At 67.7% G+C, this 17,664-nt stretch carries 21 protein-coding genes; 11 read left to right on the top strand and 10 right to left on the bottom strand.

Annotated features, from left to right (window positions below; genetic code table 11):
- Nucleotide 1: 1 nt before the first annotated feature.
- Together AZH51_RS02810 and AZH51_RS02805 are read right to left on the bottom strand one after the other, a co-directional pair.
- Nucleotides 2–517 carry a hypothetical protein gene (locus tag AZH51_RS02810; RefSeq protein ID WP_291521064.1) on the bottom strand — a complete coding sequence of 172 codons (516 nt, stop codon included), beginning with the start codon at nt 515–517 and terminating at the stop codon, nt 2–4.
- Between the two features lie 104 nt (nt 518–621).
- Complete coding sequence (locus AZH51_RS02805; RefSeq protein ID WP_291521062.1) at nt 622–1,152, bottom strand: YceI family protein; 531 nt, start codon at nt 1,150–1,152, stop codon at nt 622–624.
- Nucleotides 1,153–1,244: 92 nt separating this feature from the next.
- On the opposite strand from AZH51_RS02805, the gene AZH51_RS02800 reads away from it, so the two are divergent.
- From AZH51_RS02800 to AZH51_RS02765, 8 genes are read left to right on the top strand one after another with little or no spacing between them, the layout of a single operon-like run.
- A complete protein-coding gene (locus tag AZH51_RS02800; RefSeq protein ID WP_291521060.1) occupies nt 1,245–1,703 on the top strand; it encodes a MarR family transcriptional regulator in 459 nt (152 codons plus the stop codon).
- Nucleotides 1,704–1,707: 4 nt separating this feature from the next.
- Nucleotides 1,708–3,060 (top strand): glutamate-1-semialdehyde 2,1-aminomutase, encoded by a 1,353-nt coding sequence (gene hemL, locus AZH51_RS02795; RefSeq protein WP_291521058.1) that lies wholly within the window; start codon nt 1,708–1,710, stop codon nt 3,058–3,060.
- On the top strand, nt 3,057–3,701 hold the full coding sequence (locus AZH51_RS02790; RefSeq protein WP_291521056.1) for a histidine phosphatase family protein: 645 nt from the start codon (nt 3,057–3,059) through the stop codon (nt 3,699–3,701). Before hemL ends, AZH51_RS02790 begins: the two co-directional genes overlap by 4 nt.
- On the top strand, nt 3,698–4,297 hold the full coding sequence (locus AZH51_RS02785) for a TlpA disulfide reductase family protein (RefSeq protein ID WP_291521054.1): 600 nt from the start codon (nt 3,698–3,700) through the stop codon (nt 4,295–4,297). Before AZH51_RS02790 ends, AZH51_RS02785 begins: the two co-directional genes overlap by 4 nt.
- Nucleotides 4,294–5,043 carry a cytochrome c biogenesis CcdA family protein gene (locus tag AZH51_RS02780; protein WP_367188020.1) on the top strand — a complete coding sequence of 250 codons (750 nt, stop codon included), beginning with the start codon at nt 4,294–4,296 and terminating at the stop codon, nt 5,041–5,043. The genes AZH51_RS02785 and AZH51_RS02780 overlap by 4 nt, the downstream gene beginning before the upstream one ends.
- 1 nt (nt 5,044) lies before the next feature.
- Complete coding sequence (locus tag AZH51_RS02775; protein WP_291521052.1) at nt 5,045–6,652, top strand: cytochrome c biogenesis protein ResB; 1,608 nt, start codon at nt 5,045–5,047, stop codon at nt 6,650–6,652.
- On the top strand, nt 6,649–7,659 hold the full coding sequence (gene ccsB, locus AZH51_RS02770) for a c-type cytochrome biogenesis protein CcsB (protein WP_291521050.1): 1,011 nt from the start codon (nt 6,649–6,651) through the stop codon (nt 7,657–7,659). Before AZH51_RS02775 ends, ccsB begins: the two co-directional genes overlap by 4 nt.
- Nucleotides 7,660–7,662: 3 nt before the next feature.
- Nucleotides 7,663–7,896, top strand: a complete 234-nt coding sequence (locus AZH51_RS02765) for a DUF4229 domain-containing protein (RefSeq protein WP_291521048.1) — start codon at nt 7,663–7,665, stop codon at nt 7,894–7,896.
- On the opposite strand, the gene AZH51_RS02760 is transcribed toward AZH51_RS02765, so the two are convergent.
- The 3 genes from AZH51_RS02760 to AZH51_RS02750 form a co-directional block, all read right to left on the bottom strand.
- Entirely contained in the window at nt 7,893–8,375 is a 483-nt protein-coding gene (locus AZH51_RS02760; RefSeq protein WP_291521047.1) for an FBP domain-containing protein, read from the bottom strand. The two genes, AZH51_RS02765 and AZH51_RS02760, sit on opposite strands and share 4 nt — an antisense overlap.
- 128 nt (nt 8,376–8,503) lie before the next feature.
- Nucleotides 8,504–9,076, bottom strand: coding sequence for an RNA 2',3'-cyclic phosphodiesterase (gene thpR, locus AZH51_RS02755; RefSeq protein ID WP_291521045.1), 573 nt, complete (start codon nt 9,074–9,076; stop codon nt 8,504–8,506).
- Nucleotides 9,077–9,103: 27 nt separating this feature from the next.
- Nucleotides 9,104–9,778, bottom strand: coding sequence for a TetR/AcrR family transcriptional regulator (locus AZH51_RS02750; protein WP_291521043.1), 675 nt, complete (start codon nt 9,776–9,778; stop codon nt 9,104–9,106).
- Nucleotides 9,779–9,848: 70 nt separating this feature from the next.
- On the opposite strand from AZH51_RS02750, the gene AZH51_RS02745 reads away from it, so the two are divergent.
- Nucleotides 9,849–10,562: a DUF4386 domain-containing protein gene (locus AZH51_RS02745; protein ID WP_291521041.1), complete on the top strand. Its 714-nt coding sequence runs from the start codon at nt 9,849–9,851 to the stop codon at nt 10,560–10,562.
- On the opposite strand, the gene AZH51_RS02740 is transcribed toward AZH51_RS02745, so the two are convergent.
- From AZH51_RS02740 to menE, 3 genes are read right to left on the bottom strand one after another with little or no spacing between them, the layout of a single operon-like run.
- The gene (locus AZH51_RS02740) at nt 10,464–11,864 is read right to left on the bottom strand and encodes a hypothetical protein (protein WP_291521039.1); all 1,401 of its coding nucleotides are present in this window, start codon (nt 11,862–11,864) and stop codon (nt 10,464–10,466) included. The two genes, AZH51_RS02745 and AZH51_RS02740, sit on opposite strands and share 99 nt — an antisense overlap.
- Nucleotides 11,865–11,876: 12 nt before the next feature.
- Nucleotides 11,877–12,749, bottom strand: coding sequence for a 1,4-dihydroxy-2-naphthoate polyprenyltransferase (locus AZH51_RS02735; protein ID WP_291521038.1), 873 nt, complete (start codon nt 12,747–12,749; stop codon nt 11,877–11,879).
- 7 nt (nt 12,750–12,756) lie between these two features.
- Nucleotides 12,757–13,899: an o-succinylbenzoate--CoA ligase gene (gene menE, locus AZH51_RS02730; protein WP_291521036.1), complete on the bottom strand. Its 1,143-nt coding sequence runs from the start codon at nt 13,897–13,899 to the stop codon at nt 12,757–12,759.
- Between the two features lie 35 nt (nt 13,900–13,934).
- On the opposite strand from menE, the gene AZH51_RS02725 reads away from it, so the two are divergent.
- Nucleotides 13,935–14,672 carry an SDR family NAD(P)-dependent oxidoreductase gene (locus AZH51_RS02725; RefSeq protein ID WP_291521034.1) on the top strand — a complete coding sequence of 246 codons (738 nt, stop codon included), beginning with the start codon at nt 13,935–13,937 and terminating at the stop codon, nt 14,670–14,672.
- Here the strand turns inward: AZH51_RS02725 and AZH51_RS02720 are convergent, their stop codons facing one another.
- Nucleotides 14,673–15,935, bottom strand: a complete 1,263-nt coding sequence (locus tag AZH51_RS02720; protein WP_291521032.1) for an ATP-binding protein — start codon at nt 15,933–15,935, stop codon at nt 14,673–14,675. It lies immediately after the preceding gene.
- 84 nt (nt 15,936–16,019) lie between these two features.
- Between AZH51_RS02720 and AZH51_RS02715 the strand changes: the two genes are divergently transcribed.
- A complete protein-coding gene (locus AZH51_RS02715; protein WP_291521030.1) occupies nt 16,020–16,784 on the top strand; it encodes an inositol monophosphatase in 765 nt (254 codons plus the stop codon).
- A gap of 9 nt (nt 16,785–16,793) precedes the next feature.
- Here AZH51_RS02715 and AZH51_RS02710 read toward each other — a convergent pair whose 3' ends face one another.
- Complete coding sequence (locus AZH51_RS02710; protein WP_291521028.1) at nt 16,794–17,639, bottom strand: hypothetical protein; 846 nt, start codon at nt 17,637–17,639, stop codon at nt 16,794–16,796.
- Nucleotides 17,640–17,664: the final 25 nt, after the last annotated feature.

Raw genomic sequence — 17,664 nt, 5'->3', positions numbered from 1 at the left:
CCTAGGCGGCCGGGCCCTTGGTGCGTACGTCGGCAACGGTCGCCATCGCCTCGCGCAGCTCCGAGAGCCAGTCGTCCTCGTGCTGCGCGACCAGCCGCACGCACCAGGCCAGTGCGTCGGAACGGCTACGCGCGACGCCGGCGTCGACGAGCGTGTCCAGGACCAGGCGTTCGGGCTGCCGCAACCGAGTCATTGTGGGTGCGGCGACGTGGGTGAAGAGTTGCTCGTGGTCGCCGATCCGCACCCCCCAGCTGACGGTGCGTTCGTAGCGATGCTGCGCCTCGCGGGCGATGGCCATCCGCTGAGCGCGGGTGTCCTCCCGGAAGGCGCTCGCGCGACCCGCCCGCGCCTCGGCGGTCTCGGCGTCGCTGGCGCCCGCCTCGACATCGGCGAGGTTCAGCAGCACCACGATCTCGTCGCGGTCGATGCGCAGGTCAGCGGGTGAGTGTTGCCAATCCTCGGGGAGGCGTCCGGAGAACCAGCCGCGTACCCGTTCGGTCTGTTCTGAAGTAATCATGATTACACGATTACATTGCAAGTTAACCGACGCAACAGCCCCCTGGGCGGGTAGCGCAACGGCCCCTCCCGCACGGTGCGGGAGGGGCCGTTGGAAGAGGTGGATCAGGCCTTGACCAGCTGCACGTCCAGGTTGATCTTGACCTTCTCGCTGACCAGCACGCCGCCGCCCTCGACAGCGACGTTCCAGGTCAGGCCGAAGTCCTTGCGGTTGATCTCGGTGGTGGCCTCGAAGCCGGCGCGGGTGCCGCCCCACGGGTCGGCGGAGACACCGTCGAACTCCAGGTCGAAGGTGACCGGCTTGGTGACGCCCTTGATGGTCAGGTCGCCCTCGAGGGTGTCCGGGGTGACCTTGGTGGAGGTGAACGTCATGGTGGGGTTGTTCTCGACGTCGAAGAAGTCGGGGGACTTCAGGTGGCCGTCGCGGTCGGCCGAGCCGGTCTCGACCGAGGCCAGCTGGACGGTGGCGGTGACGGTGGAGTCCTCGAGCTCTTCACCGATCTTGACGTCGGCGGTGAACTCGGTGAACGAGCCGCGCACCTTGCTCACCATCAGGTGACGGGCGACGAAGCCGATCGTGCTGTGGGACGGGTCGACGTTCCAGACGCCGGGGGTGAGGTCCTTCAGGGTGGTCATGATGGCTGCCTTTTCGTAGAGGGTGTTTCTGCAGGTACAACTTCACCTTATGGGCGACTGGTTGAAAAATCAACTAGTGTTAGAATGTTCTCATGATCGAGACGCAGGTGCAGTGGTTGACCGATGCAGAGCAGACCGCCTGGCGGGCGTATCTGCGCGGTAGCCGCCGCCTCGAGGTCGCGTTGGGGGAGGACCTCGAGGCCGTGGGTCTGTCCCTGGCGGAGTACGAGTTGATCTCGATGCTGTCCGAAGCGCCCGGTCAGGCGATGCGCATGAGCGCCCTGGCCGATCTGATCGTCCAGTCCCGTAGTCGCGTGACGCACACCGCCGCCCGGCTCGAGCGTCGCGGCCTGGTCCAGCGCACGACGTGTGAGAGCGACGGCCGGGGCGTCCTGCTGGTGTTGACCGACGAGGGGCGTACGGCTGTCAGCCGGGCCGCACAGGTCCACGTCGAGAGTGTGCGTCGGCACCTGGTCTCCCCACTGACCCCGCAGCAGTTCCAGGCGTTGGGTGAGGCAATGCAGATCGTGCGGGACGGTTTGCAAGACTGAGTAGGTGCTTACCTCTGGCTCCGATGATCTGATGCAGCGTGCCCGCCGGGTGATCCCCGGCGGTGTGAACTCGCCCGTGCGCGCGTTCCGCGGAGTGGGTGGCAGCCCCCGTTTCATCGCCTCGGCCAGCGGCCCCTACCTGCGCGACGTCGACGGCAATGAGTACGTCGATCTGATCTGTTCGTGGGGGCCGATGATCCTCGGCCACGCCCACCCGCAGGTCGAAGCAGCCGTGCGGGAGACCGCGGCGAAGGGCTTCTCCTTCGGCACCCCCAGTGAGAACGAGGTCGCCCTCGCCGAGGAGATCGTCGCTCGGGTTGAACCGCTGGAGCAGGTCCGGCTGGTCTCCTCCGGGACCGAAGCAACCATGTCGGCGTTGCGGTTGGCGCGCGGCTACACCGGCCGGTCGGCCGTCGTGAAATTCGCTGGCTGCTACCACGGGCACGTCGATGCCCTGCTCGCTGCTGCCGGCAGTGGCGTCGCGACGTTCGCGCTGCCGGACTCCGCGGGAGTGCCGGACAGTGCCGCCCACGAGACGATCGTGTTGCCCTACAACGACCTCGACGCCGTCCGCGCTGCCTTCGAGCAGCACGGCGATCGCATCGCCGCCGTCATCACCGAGGCCAGCCCCGGCAACATGGGCGTGGTCCCGCCGGCACCCGGGTTCACGCAGGGGTTGCGCGACATCACCCGTGAGTACGGCGCCCTGCTGATCAGCGACGAAGTCATGACCGGCTTCCGCTGCTCACGCGCCGGTTGGTTGGGACTGGAGGGCGTCGTACCCGACCTGTTCACCTTCGGCAAGGTGATGGGCGGCGGGTTCCCGGCCGCAGCGTTCGGCGGCCCGGCGCAGATCATGGACCGCCTCGCACCCGACGGGCCGGTCTACCAGGCCGGCACCCTCTCGGGAAACCCCGTGGCAACCGCTGCTGGCCTCGCCACGCTGCAGGGCTGCACCGACGAGGTCTACGCGCGTCTGGAGATCGTCAGCCACGCCATCGCCGACGGTGCCGCCAGCGCACTGTCCGCGGCCGGCGTACCGCACACCATCCAGTGGGCCGGTTCGATGTTCAGTGTCTTCTTCCGCGAGGACGAGGTGCGCAACTACGACGACGCCCGCGCCCAGGACACCGAGGCCTTCGGCCGGTTCTTCCACTCGATGCTCGAGCAGGGCGTGCATCTGCCGCCCAGCGCGTTCGAGGTGTGGTTCGTCAGCGCCGCCCACGACGACGCCGCCGTGGAGAAGATCCTGACCGCGCTGCCGGATGCCGCCCGCGCCGCCGCCCGCGGTGACCACGTCTCGCATGCCGTGACGGATTCGGGCGTCACAGATGAGGATGAGACACTGCCCGCGTGACCGAGCAGTACACCGTGGTGCATCTGGTGCGGCACGGCGAGGTCTACAACCCCGGCGGCGTGCTGTACGGCCGGATGCCCGGCTTCCACCTCAGCGACCTGGGTCGGGCGATGGCCGTGCAGACCAGCGACTGGCTGGCGCAACGCGACGTGACCTATCTGGTGTCCTCGCCGTTGGAGCGGGCCCAGGAGACGATCGAGCCGTTGGCCGAGGCCCTGCACCTGCCGGTCACCATCGATGAGCGGGTGATCGAGGCGGGCAACGACTTCGAGGGTCTGACCGTCGGTAAGAAGCCCGCGCAACTGCTCAAGCCGCGCTACTGGAGCAAGTTGGTCAACCCGACCAAACCGTCCTGGGGCGAGCCGTACGCCGAGATCGCCGCCCGGATGCAGGCTGCCGTGCACGACGCCCGCGAGGCGGCGCTCGGCCACGAGGCGGTCATCGTCAGTCATCAGTTGCCGGTGTGGATCGCCCGCGAGTCCTTCGAGGGCCATCGCCTGTGGCACGATCCGCGCAAACGCCAGTGCTCGCTGGCCTCGGTCACCTCGGTCACCTTCCGCGGTGACTTCCTGATCTCCGTCGGGTACGCCGAGCCGTCGGCTGATCTGCTGGCGTCGTCGACGGGTGGGATTGGCGCGTGATTTCCCGTCGCGCGGCGCTGGCCGCGGTGTTGCTGGCTGCGTTGCCCACCGGGTTGGCGGCGTGCAGCAGTGACACCAATTCGATTTCGGCGCAGGCCAATAAGGGTGACGACAAGAACTACGTATCGGGCGACGGCACCGTCTCCACGGTTGCGCCGGCGGACCGCGGCAAGCCGGTCTCCTTCTCCGGCACCCTCCTGAACGGTCAGAAGTGGAGCAGTTCGCAAGCGGACGGCAAGGTGCTGGTGGTCAACGTGTGGGGCGCCTGGTGCCCGCCGTGCCAGAAGGAACTGCCCGAGTTGCAGAAGGCGTGGGAGGGCTGGCAGAAGGCCGATGAACCCGTGCAGATGATCGGCATCGACCAGCGCGACTCGGTGACCAACGCCCAGGCCACGCTGACCGCCAAGGGCATCACCTACCCATCGCTGGCCGACGACGGGGGAGCGGTCCTGCTCAACCTGCAGAACTCGGTGACGGCCTATCCCACGACGCTCGTCCTGGATACCCAGCATCGGATCGCCGCGCGCGTGAGCGGCCCCACGACGTACCTGACCCTCACCGGTCTGGTCAGTGACGTGCTCAAGGAGAAGGCGTGACCCTGGCCGGTGACGCCGGCACAGTCGTCGCCAATGGGAGCATCTTCTTCGCGATCGGCCTGGCGCTGTTGGCGGGCGTGGTCTCTTTCGCCTCGCCGTGCGTCCTGCCGCTGGTGCCGGGTTTCCTCGGCTACGTCACTGGGCTGACCGATGAGCGTCGCCGGACCCGGTTGGTGCTGGGCGCGCTGCTCTTCGTGCTCGGCTTCACCGTCGTGCTCGTCGCGGTCGCGGCCGCCTACGGCTGGGCGCTGACGCTGGTCACCGAATACCGCTCTCTGGCAATGCGACTCGGCGGCGTGGTCGTGATCCTGCTGGCCCTTGTCTACCTCGGGTTCATCGGTCAGCGGGGGATCCCGGTGCGCTGGCGACCGCAGGCCGGTCTCATCGGTGCGCCGCTGCTGGGCGCCGTCTTCGCGATCGGCACCAGCCCGTGCGTCGGCCCTGTCTACGGCGCGATCCTGTCGATCGCCAACCCGATCGGCACGGCCAGCCCGGCACGCGGCGTACTCCTCGCCGTCTTCTACTCGCTCGGGATCGGCATCCCGTTCATCCTGATCGCGGCGGGCTACTCCCGCGCCGAGAAGGCGTCGCGCTGGCTGCGCGACCACCACCGCGGCATTCAACTCGTCGGCGGCGGCCTGATGCTGCTGGTCGGTGTGCTCATGGTCGCCGGCGTGTGGGAGCACTTCATCGTGTGGGTGCAGACGCAACTGGTCGGCACCGACGGATTCCGGCCGGTGATCTGACGTGGCGACCACGACGACGGCTTCGAAGAAGAATCCGATCCAGCAGCCCAAGCTCGGCTTCTGGGGCGGCCTGCGCTGGTTCTGGCGGCAACTGACCTCGATGCGCACGGCGCTCTTCCTGCTGCTGATCCTCGCGGTCGCCGCGGTGCCGGGCTCGATCTTCCCCCAGCGCGGGATCAACGCCAGCCGGACCGCCCAGTGGATCGCCGACCATCCGACCGCCGGCCCGTGGTTGGACCGCTTCGGTTTCTTCGACGTCTACTCCTCGGTCTGGTTCAGCGCGATCTACCTGCTGCTGATCGTCTCGCTGCTGGGTTGTGTGATTCCGCGGGTCAAGCAGCACGTGCAGATCCTGCGCTCGCCGCTGCCGAAGGTGCCCGCCCGGATCACCCGGCTGCCCGCCAGCAACACCGCCGAGATAGACGGCGACGTCGCGTCGATCAAGGACCGGGCGTACGGCGTGTTGCGGCGCAAGCGGTACCGCGTCCGCAGCGAGGACACGGCCCTGGCCGCCGAGGGTGGCCGGCTGCGGGAGACCGGCAACCTGCTCTTCCACCTGTGTCTGGTGATCATCATCATCGGCGTCGCTCTGGGGCATCTGCTGGGCTGGCGCGGTGACGTGATCGTGCCGGTCGGGACGTCCTTCTCCAACACGACAACCCGCTACGACACGTTGTCCGGTGGGCCGTGGGTGGATCTGGACGAGCTGACGCCGTGGACGCTGAAGGTCGACCAACTCGACGTCAGCTTCGAATCCGGCGTGCCGTCGACCTCCGCGCAGTGGGGTCAGCCGCGCGATTTCACCGCGCACGTGACGACCACGCTGCCGGGCGCCACCCCGAAGCAGCAAACGATCGCGGTCAACGAACCGCTGTCGATCGAGGGCAGCAACGTCTACCTGCTCGGCAACGGCTACGCACCGCACGTGACCGTGAAGGACGCCAAGGGCAAGGTCATCTACGACCAGGAGACCCCCTTCCTGCCGCAGGACAACATGTACAAATCGACAGGTGCGATCAAGGTCCCGGCGGCCAGCCCCAAGCAGCTTGGCTTCTTCGGGTTCTTCCTGCCGACGTACGCCTTCGACAACGCCGCGGGTCCGATCTCGACCTGGCCCGGGCTGGCCAAACCCGCCCTGGTGCTCGGGCTCTACGAGGGCGATCTGTTCCCGAACGGTCTGCCGCAGTCGGTCTACACCCTCGACACCTCCAAGATGACGCAGGTCAAGGACACCGACGGTCAGCCGCTGCGGATCCTGGTCCAGCCGGGCCAGACGGTGACCCTGCCCGGTGGCCGCGGTTCGATCACCCTGGATGACGTGCCGCGCTGGGCTGGTCTGTCCGTGCGGCACGACCCGGCCAGCAAGTGGGTGCTCGCCGGAGCGCTGCTCGGCCTGGCCGGTCTGATCATGTCGATGACGCTGCGCCGGCGCCGGATCTTCTTCACCTTCGAACCGGCACCGGGCTCCACCCCGGATGCGCCGCGTACCCTGGTGACCATTGGTGGCCTGGCCAAGGGCGATGACCCGCGGCTGCAGGTCGCACTGGATTCCCTGCTGGACACCGTCCGCGGGGAGCCCGCTGACACTTCGAAAGGTGCGAAAGCATGACGGCTCTGCTGCCGACACTGGTCACTGCCATCGGCAACGGTGAGACCAACGAGTCGTTCTCGAGCATCTCGACCAACCTGCTGTGGTCCTCCGCGCTGGTGCTGACCCTGGCGATGCTGGCGTTCGGGGTCGACCTGGCCGGTCACCCGGCGCGGGCCGAACGAGCCGCCACTCGGCGTACGTCAGGCTCGGTATCCGCTGCGGAAGGCTCCTCGGACACGGCAGTCCTCACCGAGGCGCCGGCCGATGAAGAGGTTGCCGAGAAGCGGCAGTGGGCCGGGATCGGCATGTCGCTGACCTACCTGGGCACCCTGCTGCTGGCCGGTTGCATCCTGTTCCGGTCGCTGTCGGTCCAGCGTCCCCCGTTGGGCAACATGTACGAGTTCGCCCTGGTGGCAACCCTGTTCATGCTGGTGGCCTTCAGCATCTGGAGCGTCAAGCGCGACATCCGGTGGCTCGGGATGTTCGTGACGCTGATCGCGATCCTGCTGGAGATGGTCTCCGCGCTGGTCTTCTACACCGCGGCGTCGCAGTTGATGCCCTCGCTGCAGAGCTACTGGCTGTCGATCCACGTCACCGTCGCCACCTTGTCGATCGGGCTGTTCACGCTGGCCTTCGTGGTGCAGTTGCTCTACCTGGTGCAGGCCCGCCGCGAGTCGCGCGAGCGCACCGGCGGCTTCCTGGATGCGCTACCCAATTCCACGACGCTGGACCGGTTGGCCTACGGCATCGTCATCATCGCCTTCCCGCTGTGGACGTTCACCCTCATCGCCGGTGCGATCTGGGCGCAGAAGGCCTGGGGCCACTACTGGAACTGGGACCCCAAGGAGGTCTGGACCCTGGTCATCTGGGTGATGTACGCCGCGTACCTGCACGCGCGCTACACCGCCGGTTGGTCGGGCAAGAAGGCCGCCTACCTGGCGCTCGCGGCGTACGCCTGCATCATCATCAACTACGGCATCGTCAACGTGTACTTCGTTGGCCAGCACTCCTACTCGGGGATGTGACCAATGGTCCGCTATTCACTGCTCCGCTTCGCGATCTTCGCGATCGTCCTGATCCTGCTGTGGTTCGCCGGCCTGCGGGGTTGGCCGCTGCTGATCCTGTCCGCGGTCGTGTCGGCGATCATCTCGCTGATCGCCCTACAGGTGCCCCGGGAGAAGTTCGCCCGGCAGATCGAGGACAAGGTCGAGGCGAAGCGGGTCAAGGCTGACGCGCACCGCACCGCCGAGGACGACGACTAAACCTCTGCAGTCACCGATCGGGCGAAGGCGGTCACCGTCTCGCGCAGGTGCTCCATCCGCTGCCATCGCGCCGCGTCAAGATCGAAACCGTTGTACGCCAACGGTGGTGGCTTGCGGACGTTGGCGTTGCACTCGAAGCCCGAGCAGATCAGCGTGCCGATCGTGTTGTGGTTGCGACCGGCTGCGCCGGCCCGCTTGGCGCTGAAGAACACGACCTCGTTAGGCAACGTGACGTCCTCGCACCAGGCGCACTGCGGCCGCCGCAGCGCCTTCTGCGCGGTCTCCCGCAGCTGGATCCCGATCAGGTCGTCGGCCGTCGGAATGACCACGTAACCGACCAACGGCAGTTTGGGATCGCGCCAGCCGAGGAAGTCGCGTTTGTCCCAGTCGACATCCTGCGGGACGGGGATGGCCTTGCGCTCGCGGACGGAGACGTTGACGAAGGATGCGAGCAGGTCAGAGTCAGAAATGGGTTGCATGACAAGGGCTTTCGGGAAGTGGCGTCGGGTGGGCACAGTGCTGCGCTCCGACCGGTGGGTCGGAGCGCGGAGCGCCTCAGATCAATCCGGCGAAGAGTGCGCCGGAGACCTCCCTCTTGATTGCCACGTTATGCAGAGTACGACGTGTGCTCGCCGAGAGCGAACGAGTTGACCACCTCGTAGCGAGGGCGACGTCCTTCGTGCAGGTGGGATGCGATCAGATCAATGTGAGTGGCGGCCCAGGTCGGCCCGTCATAGGAGTCCAGGATCCGCAGCCAGCGAGTGGCCTCGATCGGATGATGCAACCGGCTCAGAGTCAGGTGCGGCGTGAAGGCTTTACCGTCGACCGGCGCCCCCGCGGTGGTCGCGGCCGAGCGGACGTTGACGGCGAGCCTGCCCAACTCATCGGTGTCGCCGGCGACGCCGAGCCAGAGCACCTTGGCGCGAGTGGGGTCGGGGAAGGTGCCACCACCCTCGAACCGCAGCGTCAACGGGTTTCGTCGGGCGGCGGCATCGGAGAGCCGCTCTTGCAACTCGTCCACCGCGTAGTCGGGCACATCAGCCATGAAGGCGAGCGTGATGTGCCACTGGGCCGGATCGATGAACGGCAGACCCTGCTCGCGGCGCGGTTCAAGAAAGTACGAGAGGTCCTCGACGACCTCGATAGGTGGGGTGATGGCGACAAACATGCGTTGACCCATCCGTCCATTGTGGCCGCAGTGCCTGGATCACGTGGCCGGGTCGGAACGCCACCCAGCCTGGTGTAGCCGCTCGATTCCGTCGAGAAGCAGGTCGAGCGCGAAGGCGAACTCCGCGTCGTCGTCGCACCCGGCGCTCGCGTGCTGGGCGGTCGTCGCCATCCGCACGATCGCGGGATACGACTGCGCGAATTCGGCCATCGCCCGGGCCCGCTCGACGGGCTCATCCGGCACCTGCGGAGTGGGCAGCACATCGCGGGTGAACCCCCACATCCGCGTGCTCAGCGCATGCATCGCGTGATGGACGAGGTCGGCCGACAGCCCGCCGTCGAACATCGCGCCCATCAGCGCGTCCATGTGCGCGAGCACCCTGGGGGTCGCGAGGGGACGCGACTCGATGGCGTCCTGGGCCCACGGGTGGGCGATGAGTTGAGCACGGGCGGCGAGCACCCGGGCGCGGACCGCCGCGCGCCAATCGTCTTCTGCTTCTGGCGCGGCAATCCCTTCGAGGAGGCGGTCCAGCATCTCGTCGACCAGCTCGGACCGGTTCCCGACGTGTTTGTACAGCGCCATCGGGGTCACCTCGAGCCGCTCGGCGACGCCGCGCATGCTCGCGGCGTCAAGACCTTGGTCGTCGGCAAGTCCGATTGCGGCGGTGACGATCTGCGAGCGATCGAGCCGGTGACGCGGTCCCGCCGTTGACATGTATACACCGTACACCTAGCATCGGGGGACTACTGGTGTACGCCGTATACCAACTCCGAGAGGACTGCTCATGAACCCCGCTCGACGCCGGTACGCGCGCGCTGCCGGCATCCTGTACCTGGTCACCCACGTCACCTCGGTTGCTGCGGTTCTCGCATACGGCTCGGGCGCGCTCGCCGCCGGAGTCACGCTCGAGTTCGCCCTCGCGCTGGGCTGCGTCGGAACCGGCGTCTTGCTGTGGGCCCTCCTTCGGGAGTACGGCGTGGTGCGCGCCGCGACGTTCGCGCTGCTTCGGGCGGTCGAGGCAGCCACCATCGCCGCCGGGATGTTGCCGATGCTCGCTGTGATGTGGAGCAGCAGGACGGATCAGTTGCTCACGGACGCCGCCGCCGCAGTCCACACCGCGTCGTTCCTCGTCGGCCAGGGCCTGGTGATCAGCGTGAACACGATCGTGCTGGGTTGGCTGCTGTGGGACTCTCGCGCAGTGCCGAGGCCGCTGGCGCTGCTCGGCCTTGCCGGCGGTGTCCAGGTGCTGGGGAGCAACCTCGCGCAGCTGTGGGGCGCGATTCCCCTGAATGGCGCGATCGCCGCGGCCGCCGCCGTACCCGTCTTTGCCTTCGAGCTGTGGTTCGCCGTGTACCTGATCACGGTAGGACTGCGCTCGCCCGGGTCTAGCGCCGCCAGCTCAGGGGCAGGACAGGGCAACGATCGAGAACCGTTTCCCGGGGACGGAGTGCGTGACCGCGCAACGTGTGTCCGTCCGCACCACCGCGTCCAGGGCTGATCGCTCTTTGGTGGGCAGCACGACCAGGGAGGCGCCGGGGCGCAGGTCGGTGACCACCCGGCGTACGTCGATCGTCGGCCCCCACAGGCTCGCTGAGCTGGCGGCCCCGCCGGGGTCGGGGGTCTGCCGGTGGCCGGCGACGTCTGAGGGGTAGGCGATCCCCACGCTGACGGCGTTGCCTACGTAGAAGACCGGCGTCTCAGCCGGGGCAGCGTGGATCACGCGAGCCAGGCTCTGGAAGTCCTCACCCCATTTGCCGTCCGCCACGCGCTGCGCGACGAGGGCAGGCACACAGAGCGCCGTGATGGAGCCGATCGCGGCTACTCGCCGACCGTGGGTGTTCAGCTGGCGCAGCCCCACCGCCGCCAGGATGGCGACGGCCGGAAGGGAACTGGCGAAGTAGCGGGACAGATACTGCGAGGATCCGGTGACGGCGCCGATAGCAATCGCCATGAGTGCTGGCAGGTAGGCCCAGCGAACCAGGCGGCTGACGGTGGGGGTGCGCACGGCGTACGCCGCGGATGCGGTGAGCGCCAACACCACGAAAGCGAGCACGACGTTGGTGACCGTCGTCAGGTGCACGGCGACGGTCGTCGATTGTGGGCCGTCCGCCACCCGACCGATCAGAGCGGAGTACAACTGCGCGGGCAAAGATGACTTGATCCAGCCGACCTGCTGGACCTGACGGTGCCCGACGATCGCCAGGGGCACGACGGCCGCGACGGTGAGTCCAGCCGCACACCAGAACCGGCGTGTGCGAATGGTGCCGCGCTCCACCAGTGCGGTCAGTTGCAGCAGGGCCGTCAGTTGCACCCATCCGGCCGCCGCGATGAGCGCGAAGGTCGGCCACCGCGGGCGCTCGGGCGCCTTCAACCAGGTCCAGAGCGCCGCCGTGACGAGAAGAAGTGCGAATGCCGTTGGGCGAGCGTCCAACCCGGCCCATGCGTCGCCTGGTAGCAACACCATCAGGATCCCGGTCATCGTGGCGATCGCCCAGCCACCGACGACCCGCCCTGTCGCTGTCGCAACGACCGCCGCCCCCGCGGCAGCGAGTGCCGACGGCAGCCTCATCGAGAGCCACGAGTCGCCCACGACGCTCGTCCAACCGTGTATCGCCAGGTAGTAGGCGCCTGACACGGCGTCCTGGTGGTGGAGCAACTGCCACAAATCGGGCAGCGGCCTGGTCGCGGCCGAGCGGGTAGCTGCTTCGTCGAGCCACGCGCTGATGGTGCCCAGCCAGGGCAGATTGAGCGCCAGCGAGCCGACGGCAACTGCGACGTAGAGCCAGCGGTAGCGCGTCACCGACTCCACAGATCAGGCGAGGAAGAGACCAAGGCCCAGCAGCACGCCGTACGTGCCGGAGGTGATTCCCGTGCGGGCCAGGACGGGGATCAGATCCCGACCCACGGCGCCTTTCAGGGTGGTGATCACGGCAGGTACGGCGGGTGCCAGGCCCAGCAGGCCGAGCAGTGCCCACGGGTGGCGGGCCCCGCAGATCAGCACACAGATCGCCGCAATGACCAGGAGGGCCACGTAGAAGTACCGCGAGTTGCGGTCGCCGATCCGCACGGACAGCGTGTGTTTGCCGACCTCGAGGTCGGAGGGGATGTCCCGCAGATTGTTGGCGACCAGGATCGCGCAGGCGATGGCTCCGACACCGACGGCTCCCGCCCAGGTGACCAGGTCGACGCGGCCGGCCTGCGTATAGGTGGTGCCGAGGGTCGCGACCAGGCCGAAGAAGACGAAGACGAAGATCTCTCCGAGACCGAGGTAGCCGTAGGGATTGTTGCCGCCGGTGTATTTCCACGCGGCGATGATGCAGGCGACACCGATGAGCAGGAACCACCACGCGCCGGAGAGGGCGATGAGGGCGAGACCGGTGAGTGCAGCGGCGCCGAAGCTGGCGAACGCGGCGAATTTCACGTTGGCCGGGGTCGCGAGCCGTTGCCCGACCAGGCGCACCGGACCGACCCGCACCTCGTCGGTGCCGCGGATGCCGTCTGAGTAGTCGTTGGCGTAGTTGGTGCCGATCTGTAGGAACAGCGAAACCAAGAGCGCCAGAACGGCATACGCGGCATTGAAACCGCCGAGGACGTGCGCCGAACCGGAACCGACGGCGACCGGCGCGACCGCGACCGGCAGGGTGCGCGGGCGCGCGCCTTCGATCCATTCAGACAGGGTGGCCATGGTTCCTTCAGCGGTCGGTGGTGCTGGACGTCGGCACAGTTTCCCACCCGGGCCGGGCCGCGAGCGCGGCGCGGTCGGGCTTGCCGGAGCCGAGGACAGGCATGGTGTCGACGTGCAGGAACCGTCGGGGCAGGGCATAGGGCGGCAAGTCGTCGCGCAACAGGTCGCGAAGGGCCGGCCAGTGCCAGTCCTTCGAGGTGCGGATCGCGACACTCACCGCTTGGCCCCACTCGTCGTCGGGTAGCCCGAGGGCGACGACTTCGTCGATGTGCGGGATCCGCTCGACGGCTTCTTCGACGACGCGTGGCGCGACCTTCACCCCGCCGGTGTTGATCAGATCGTCGACCCGTCCCTCGACGCGAAGACGGCCGTCGGCGTCGATCGAGCCGAGGTCGCCGGTGCGGAACGTGCGTTGCGCGCCGAGCCGGAAGGCCGTCGCCGTGCGCTCGGGGTCACCGAGGTAGCCGTGGGCGACCGTCGGACCGGTGATCTCGATCTGGCCGTCCGCGTCGAGGCCGACGGTGGTGCCGTGGAGGGGTCGGCCGTCGTAGACCGCGCCGCCGGCGGTCTCACTCATGCCGTAGGTCCGCACGACGGTGACCCCCTTCTCGGCGGCGCGCTCCAGGAGCTTCGGGCTTGCGGCGGCGCCGCCGAGCAGGATCGCATCGAACGATCGCAGTGCCGCAGGTGACGTCTCCAACAACCGGGTCAGCTGGGTCGGGACCAGTGCGGTGTAGCGGTGCTCACCGGTGAGTTGCCTTGCGGCGTCATCGAAGTCGTGCTCGACGGCGACCGGTGTGGTGCCCGCTCGCAGCGACCGGATCAGCACCTGCGTGCCCGCGATGTACTGCGCGGGCATCGGCAGCAACCACTGGCCCGGTCCGCCGAGCCGGTCGTGGGTGGCGTCGGCGCTTGCGATCAGTGCATCGGTGGTGAGCATCGCGCGTTTGGGTACGCCGGTGGACCCGGAGGTGCCCACGACGAGAGCGAGGTGGGCTGGGAGGTCGGACTCGGCGTACGTCGGGAGGATCGGCGGCTGCCCGGTGAAGGGGATCAGCGCGGGTCCGGTGCCATCCAGGGCACTACGCAAGGCGTTCAGGTACGCCGCGTGCTCACCCGGTCGGACCTCGAACGGTTGCAGGGTGGGCACAACCGTCACTGTATGCCCGCCCTATCGTTATCCCTGTGACAGCCCGGATTGCAGTGGTGACAGGTGCTTCCAGTGGGATCGGCCGCGCTTCGGCGCGCCGGTTGGCTGCCGAGGGTTTCGAGGTGATCTGTGCCGCGCGGCGGACCGACCGGATCGCGGAGCTGGCGGAGGAGATCGGCGGTCGGGCGGTCACCTGCGACGTGACGTCGGCCGCGGATGTCGCCGCTTTGGCGGAAGCGGCCGGGGACCGGGTGGACGTGCTGGTCGCCAACGCCGGGGGCGCGCTCGGCACCGACCCGGTGGCGACGGCGAACCTGGACGACTGGCGGCGGATGTACGACACCAACGTCATCGGCGCGACGGCCACGATCCAGGCGCTGTTGCCGGCCCTGATCAACGCGCACGGTGTCGTGATCACGATCGGATCCACCGCTGGGCTGGTGGCCTACGAAGGCGGCGGCGGGTACTGCGGGGTGAAGGCGGCGGTGCACTCGATGATGCAGTCGCTGCGCCTCGAGATCTTCGACCAGCCGGTGCGGATCTGCGAGATCGACCCGGGGATGGTGAAGTCTGACGAGTTCGCCCTGGTGCGCATGGGTGGTGACGCTGCCGCGGCGGAGAAGGTCTATGCCGGGGTCGCGAACCCGCTGACCCAGGACGACATCGCCGACGCGGTGGCCTGGATCGCGACGCGCGCGGAGTACGTCAACGTGGACCAGTTGGTGATCCGGCCCCGCGCTCAGGCTGCTAACCACAAGGTCTTCCGGCAGTAGTCAGCCCTTCACGTTGGCTTTGATCCGGGCGGTGATACCCCGATCGCGAGCCATCCGGGCGGCCAGGGTCGTCGGCGGTGGCGGCTCTTCGTCGCTCAGTCCGTAGTGGTGACGGACGAACGCCGCGAAGCCCGGGATCGTGAATTCCAGCTGGCCGTAACCGGATTCGGCGATGATGCCAGCCGCGATCAACTTCTGCCGGGGCAGGCTCAGGTCGTTTGAGGTCTTGCCCAGGGTCTTGGCCAGATCGATCCGGCGGATCGGTCCGTCGCCGAACACCGCCAGCGCACCGACGAGCTCCACTTCCTGTTGACCGGAGATCTTGGCCAGCCGCGCTTCGTAGAGTTCGGCGAGATCCTTCCGGGTGTCGAGGATGGCTCCCGCAACATGGTGTCGCGTGATGCGTCCCCCCGGATCCGGTCGGCCCGCGCGTCCCCAGGCGTAGTCGCCGATGAGCTGCACGGTATGTGGGTAGCCGCGCGCTTCCTGCACGGCATCGCCCAGTGCGTCGTGGTCCCAGAGCACCCCGAGCTCGCGTGCTGGGCCACCCAGGGCAACAGCGACAGCATCGTCCAAGAGGCTGCCCAGCCGCTTGTAGGCGAAGCGTTCTGAGTTGCTGACCGCGCGGTTGATGTGACCGACGCTTTCGGGCAGTCCGGCTCCGAAGAACGCCACGGGAAGATCCTGAGCCTCCGACTGCAAGTGCTGCCAGGCGTAGGAGAGGGCCCGCAGGCCGTCTGGGTCAGCTGACTGGATCTCGTCGATGAATAGGACGATTCCCGTCTTCCCTTTGCCGATACCCGCCGAGGCAACCGCGACGATAAGGGCCTCGAGGTCGCGTGCCGCGGCTTTGGGCCTCGTATCCGAATGACGATGGGAAGCCTTGATGGATGCAATCCCGGGGACGCCGAGCTCAGCCTCGAGGTCGACAGAGTTGAGGGCGTGTCGTAGACGGCCACGTTCCTGAATTAGCTCGGTCAAGGCGCGCTCGCACTGAGCAGCAATGGCCGCGACCAAACCCTCAGCTTCTCCCGCGGTGACCCAGATGGTGAGAGCGCCGCGGGCGAGGGCTCGTTTTTGGACCTCCCGCATGAGCGACGTCTTACCAAGTCCCCGCGGACCATGGTCGATCCGGATCCGCGGGACCAGCCGACCTAATTGGGTCAGGTAGTCCAACCGCTCGTCGACCTCCGCCAGTTGCTCTTGCCGTCCGGCGAGGTGATGGGCGACCGCGCCGGGGCTGTAGGGGCTGGGTTGGACCATACATATGACTCTATATGAGTGACACCCAGTCATATAAAGTCATATGCCGGCACGGTGGATAACTGGTTCGGGCATAGTTGACCTGTGCAGACCGCCGAGGTGCTCGAACTGCTCCAAGACGTCGCCGACCGCATCGTGCGACCCCGATTCCGCAGCCTGTCCGATGAGCAGGTGATGGAGAAGAACCCCGGGGATCTGGTGACGGTCGCCGACCGCGAGGCGGAGGTGGCGATCACGGAGGTCCTGCGATCGGCGTACCCCGATGCGTTGATCGTCGGCGAGGAGGCGGTCGCTGCGGATCCGGCCATCCTGGGCCGCGCCGCGGACGCGGGGCACTGGTTCACCGTCGACCCGATCGACGGCACGAAGAACTTCGTGCACGGCTCGCCCGACCACGCGCTCATGGTGGCCGAGTTGCAGGGGCCGACCGTGGTGCGCAGTTGGATCTGGCAGCCGGAGCATCAATTGGCGTACGTCGCGGAGCGGGGTGCCGGGGCATGGTGCGGTGAGCGTCGGCTCACCCGGGCGGCTGTGGCGGGACAACCTGATGGGCGGACGTCATGGCGCCGCGAGGTGGGCCAGTCACTTGGGGCAGACCTACCGCCGATGAGTCTGACCTGGGCGTCCTGCGGCATCGACTACCCGAAACTCGCTGAGGGAGAGACGGATTACATCGTCTACGGGGGCACGATGCCGTGGGATCACGCGCCCGGGTCGTTGCTGTTGTCCGAGGCCGGTGGCGTGGTCGGTTATCCGGACCTTGCGCCGTACAACCCGACGACGTTACGCAAGCCGTTGATCGCGGCGGGGTCGCAGGCGGTCTTCGAACAGGTCGCCCCGAAGGTCTGACCCACGTGCTCAGCCTGTCGTCTGCGCCGAATCTGATTCAGCCGCTTCGACAATGGACGCCGGCGCGACGCGTTCCCACAGCACCGCACCACAGCAGGCGGTCAGGACCCAGCCCACGGCGATGGCGCCGCACCAGATGATGATGGTCATCGCGACCCCGATCGCCCCGAACCCGTCCCAGCTCTCCAGGAGCGGCGGCGAGATGACACGCAGCAGCAGCGGCAGGATGACCCCGTCGATGGCCAGACCGGCCAGGCCAGCCGTGGCCAGGAACCGGGCACCGCGACCGCCATCGTGCACCAGGAGGGCCGGTGTGATGGTCCAGAACAGCCAGATCGGCAACAACGACACCACGTAGAGCGCGATGCCCTGGGGGACAGGGTGGTCGCTGCCGAAGGCGATCATGTCGTGCAGGGCGAGACTGATCAGATAGGCCAGGAACCACACGGTGCCCCGCCACAGCCGTTGGCTGAAGGGCAGCATCTCCCGTCGCCAGGCGGCCGCGAAGATGCCGGCTACCTGCACCGTCATCGGGATGCCCCACACCAGGAACCCGGCCAGACCCAGAATCGTCCAGGACGAGCGCAGACCGTCTGCCGTGCCGAAGGCGTCGCGCACGGCCTTCGCCAAGTCGCCCGTCAGCCCCAGCTGGCGGTCGAAGAGGACACCCACGCTGATGTTGGACGCGAACCCGCTCAGATAGCCGAAGCCCAGGATGATCAGCGGCAGGACGGTCGTGAACAGGGTCAGCGACAGCAAACCGGCCTGGTTGCCTCCGTCGATTTCGCGGAACCGGCGGATGACCGTGGGAAAGAAGGCGGTGCTCTGCCGGTCCTTCAGCTGTTGCAGGTCCACACCTCAGCGTAAGCAGCCGCGATGC

The organism is Branchiibius sp. NY16-3462-2, assembly GCF_001594145.1.
Lineage (GTDB): Bacteria > Actinomycetota > Actinomycetes > Actinomycetales > Dermatophilaceae > Branchiibius.
This window is presented reverse-complemented; position numbering and strand designations above follow the sequence as displayed.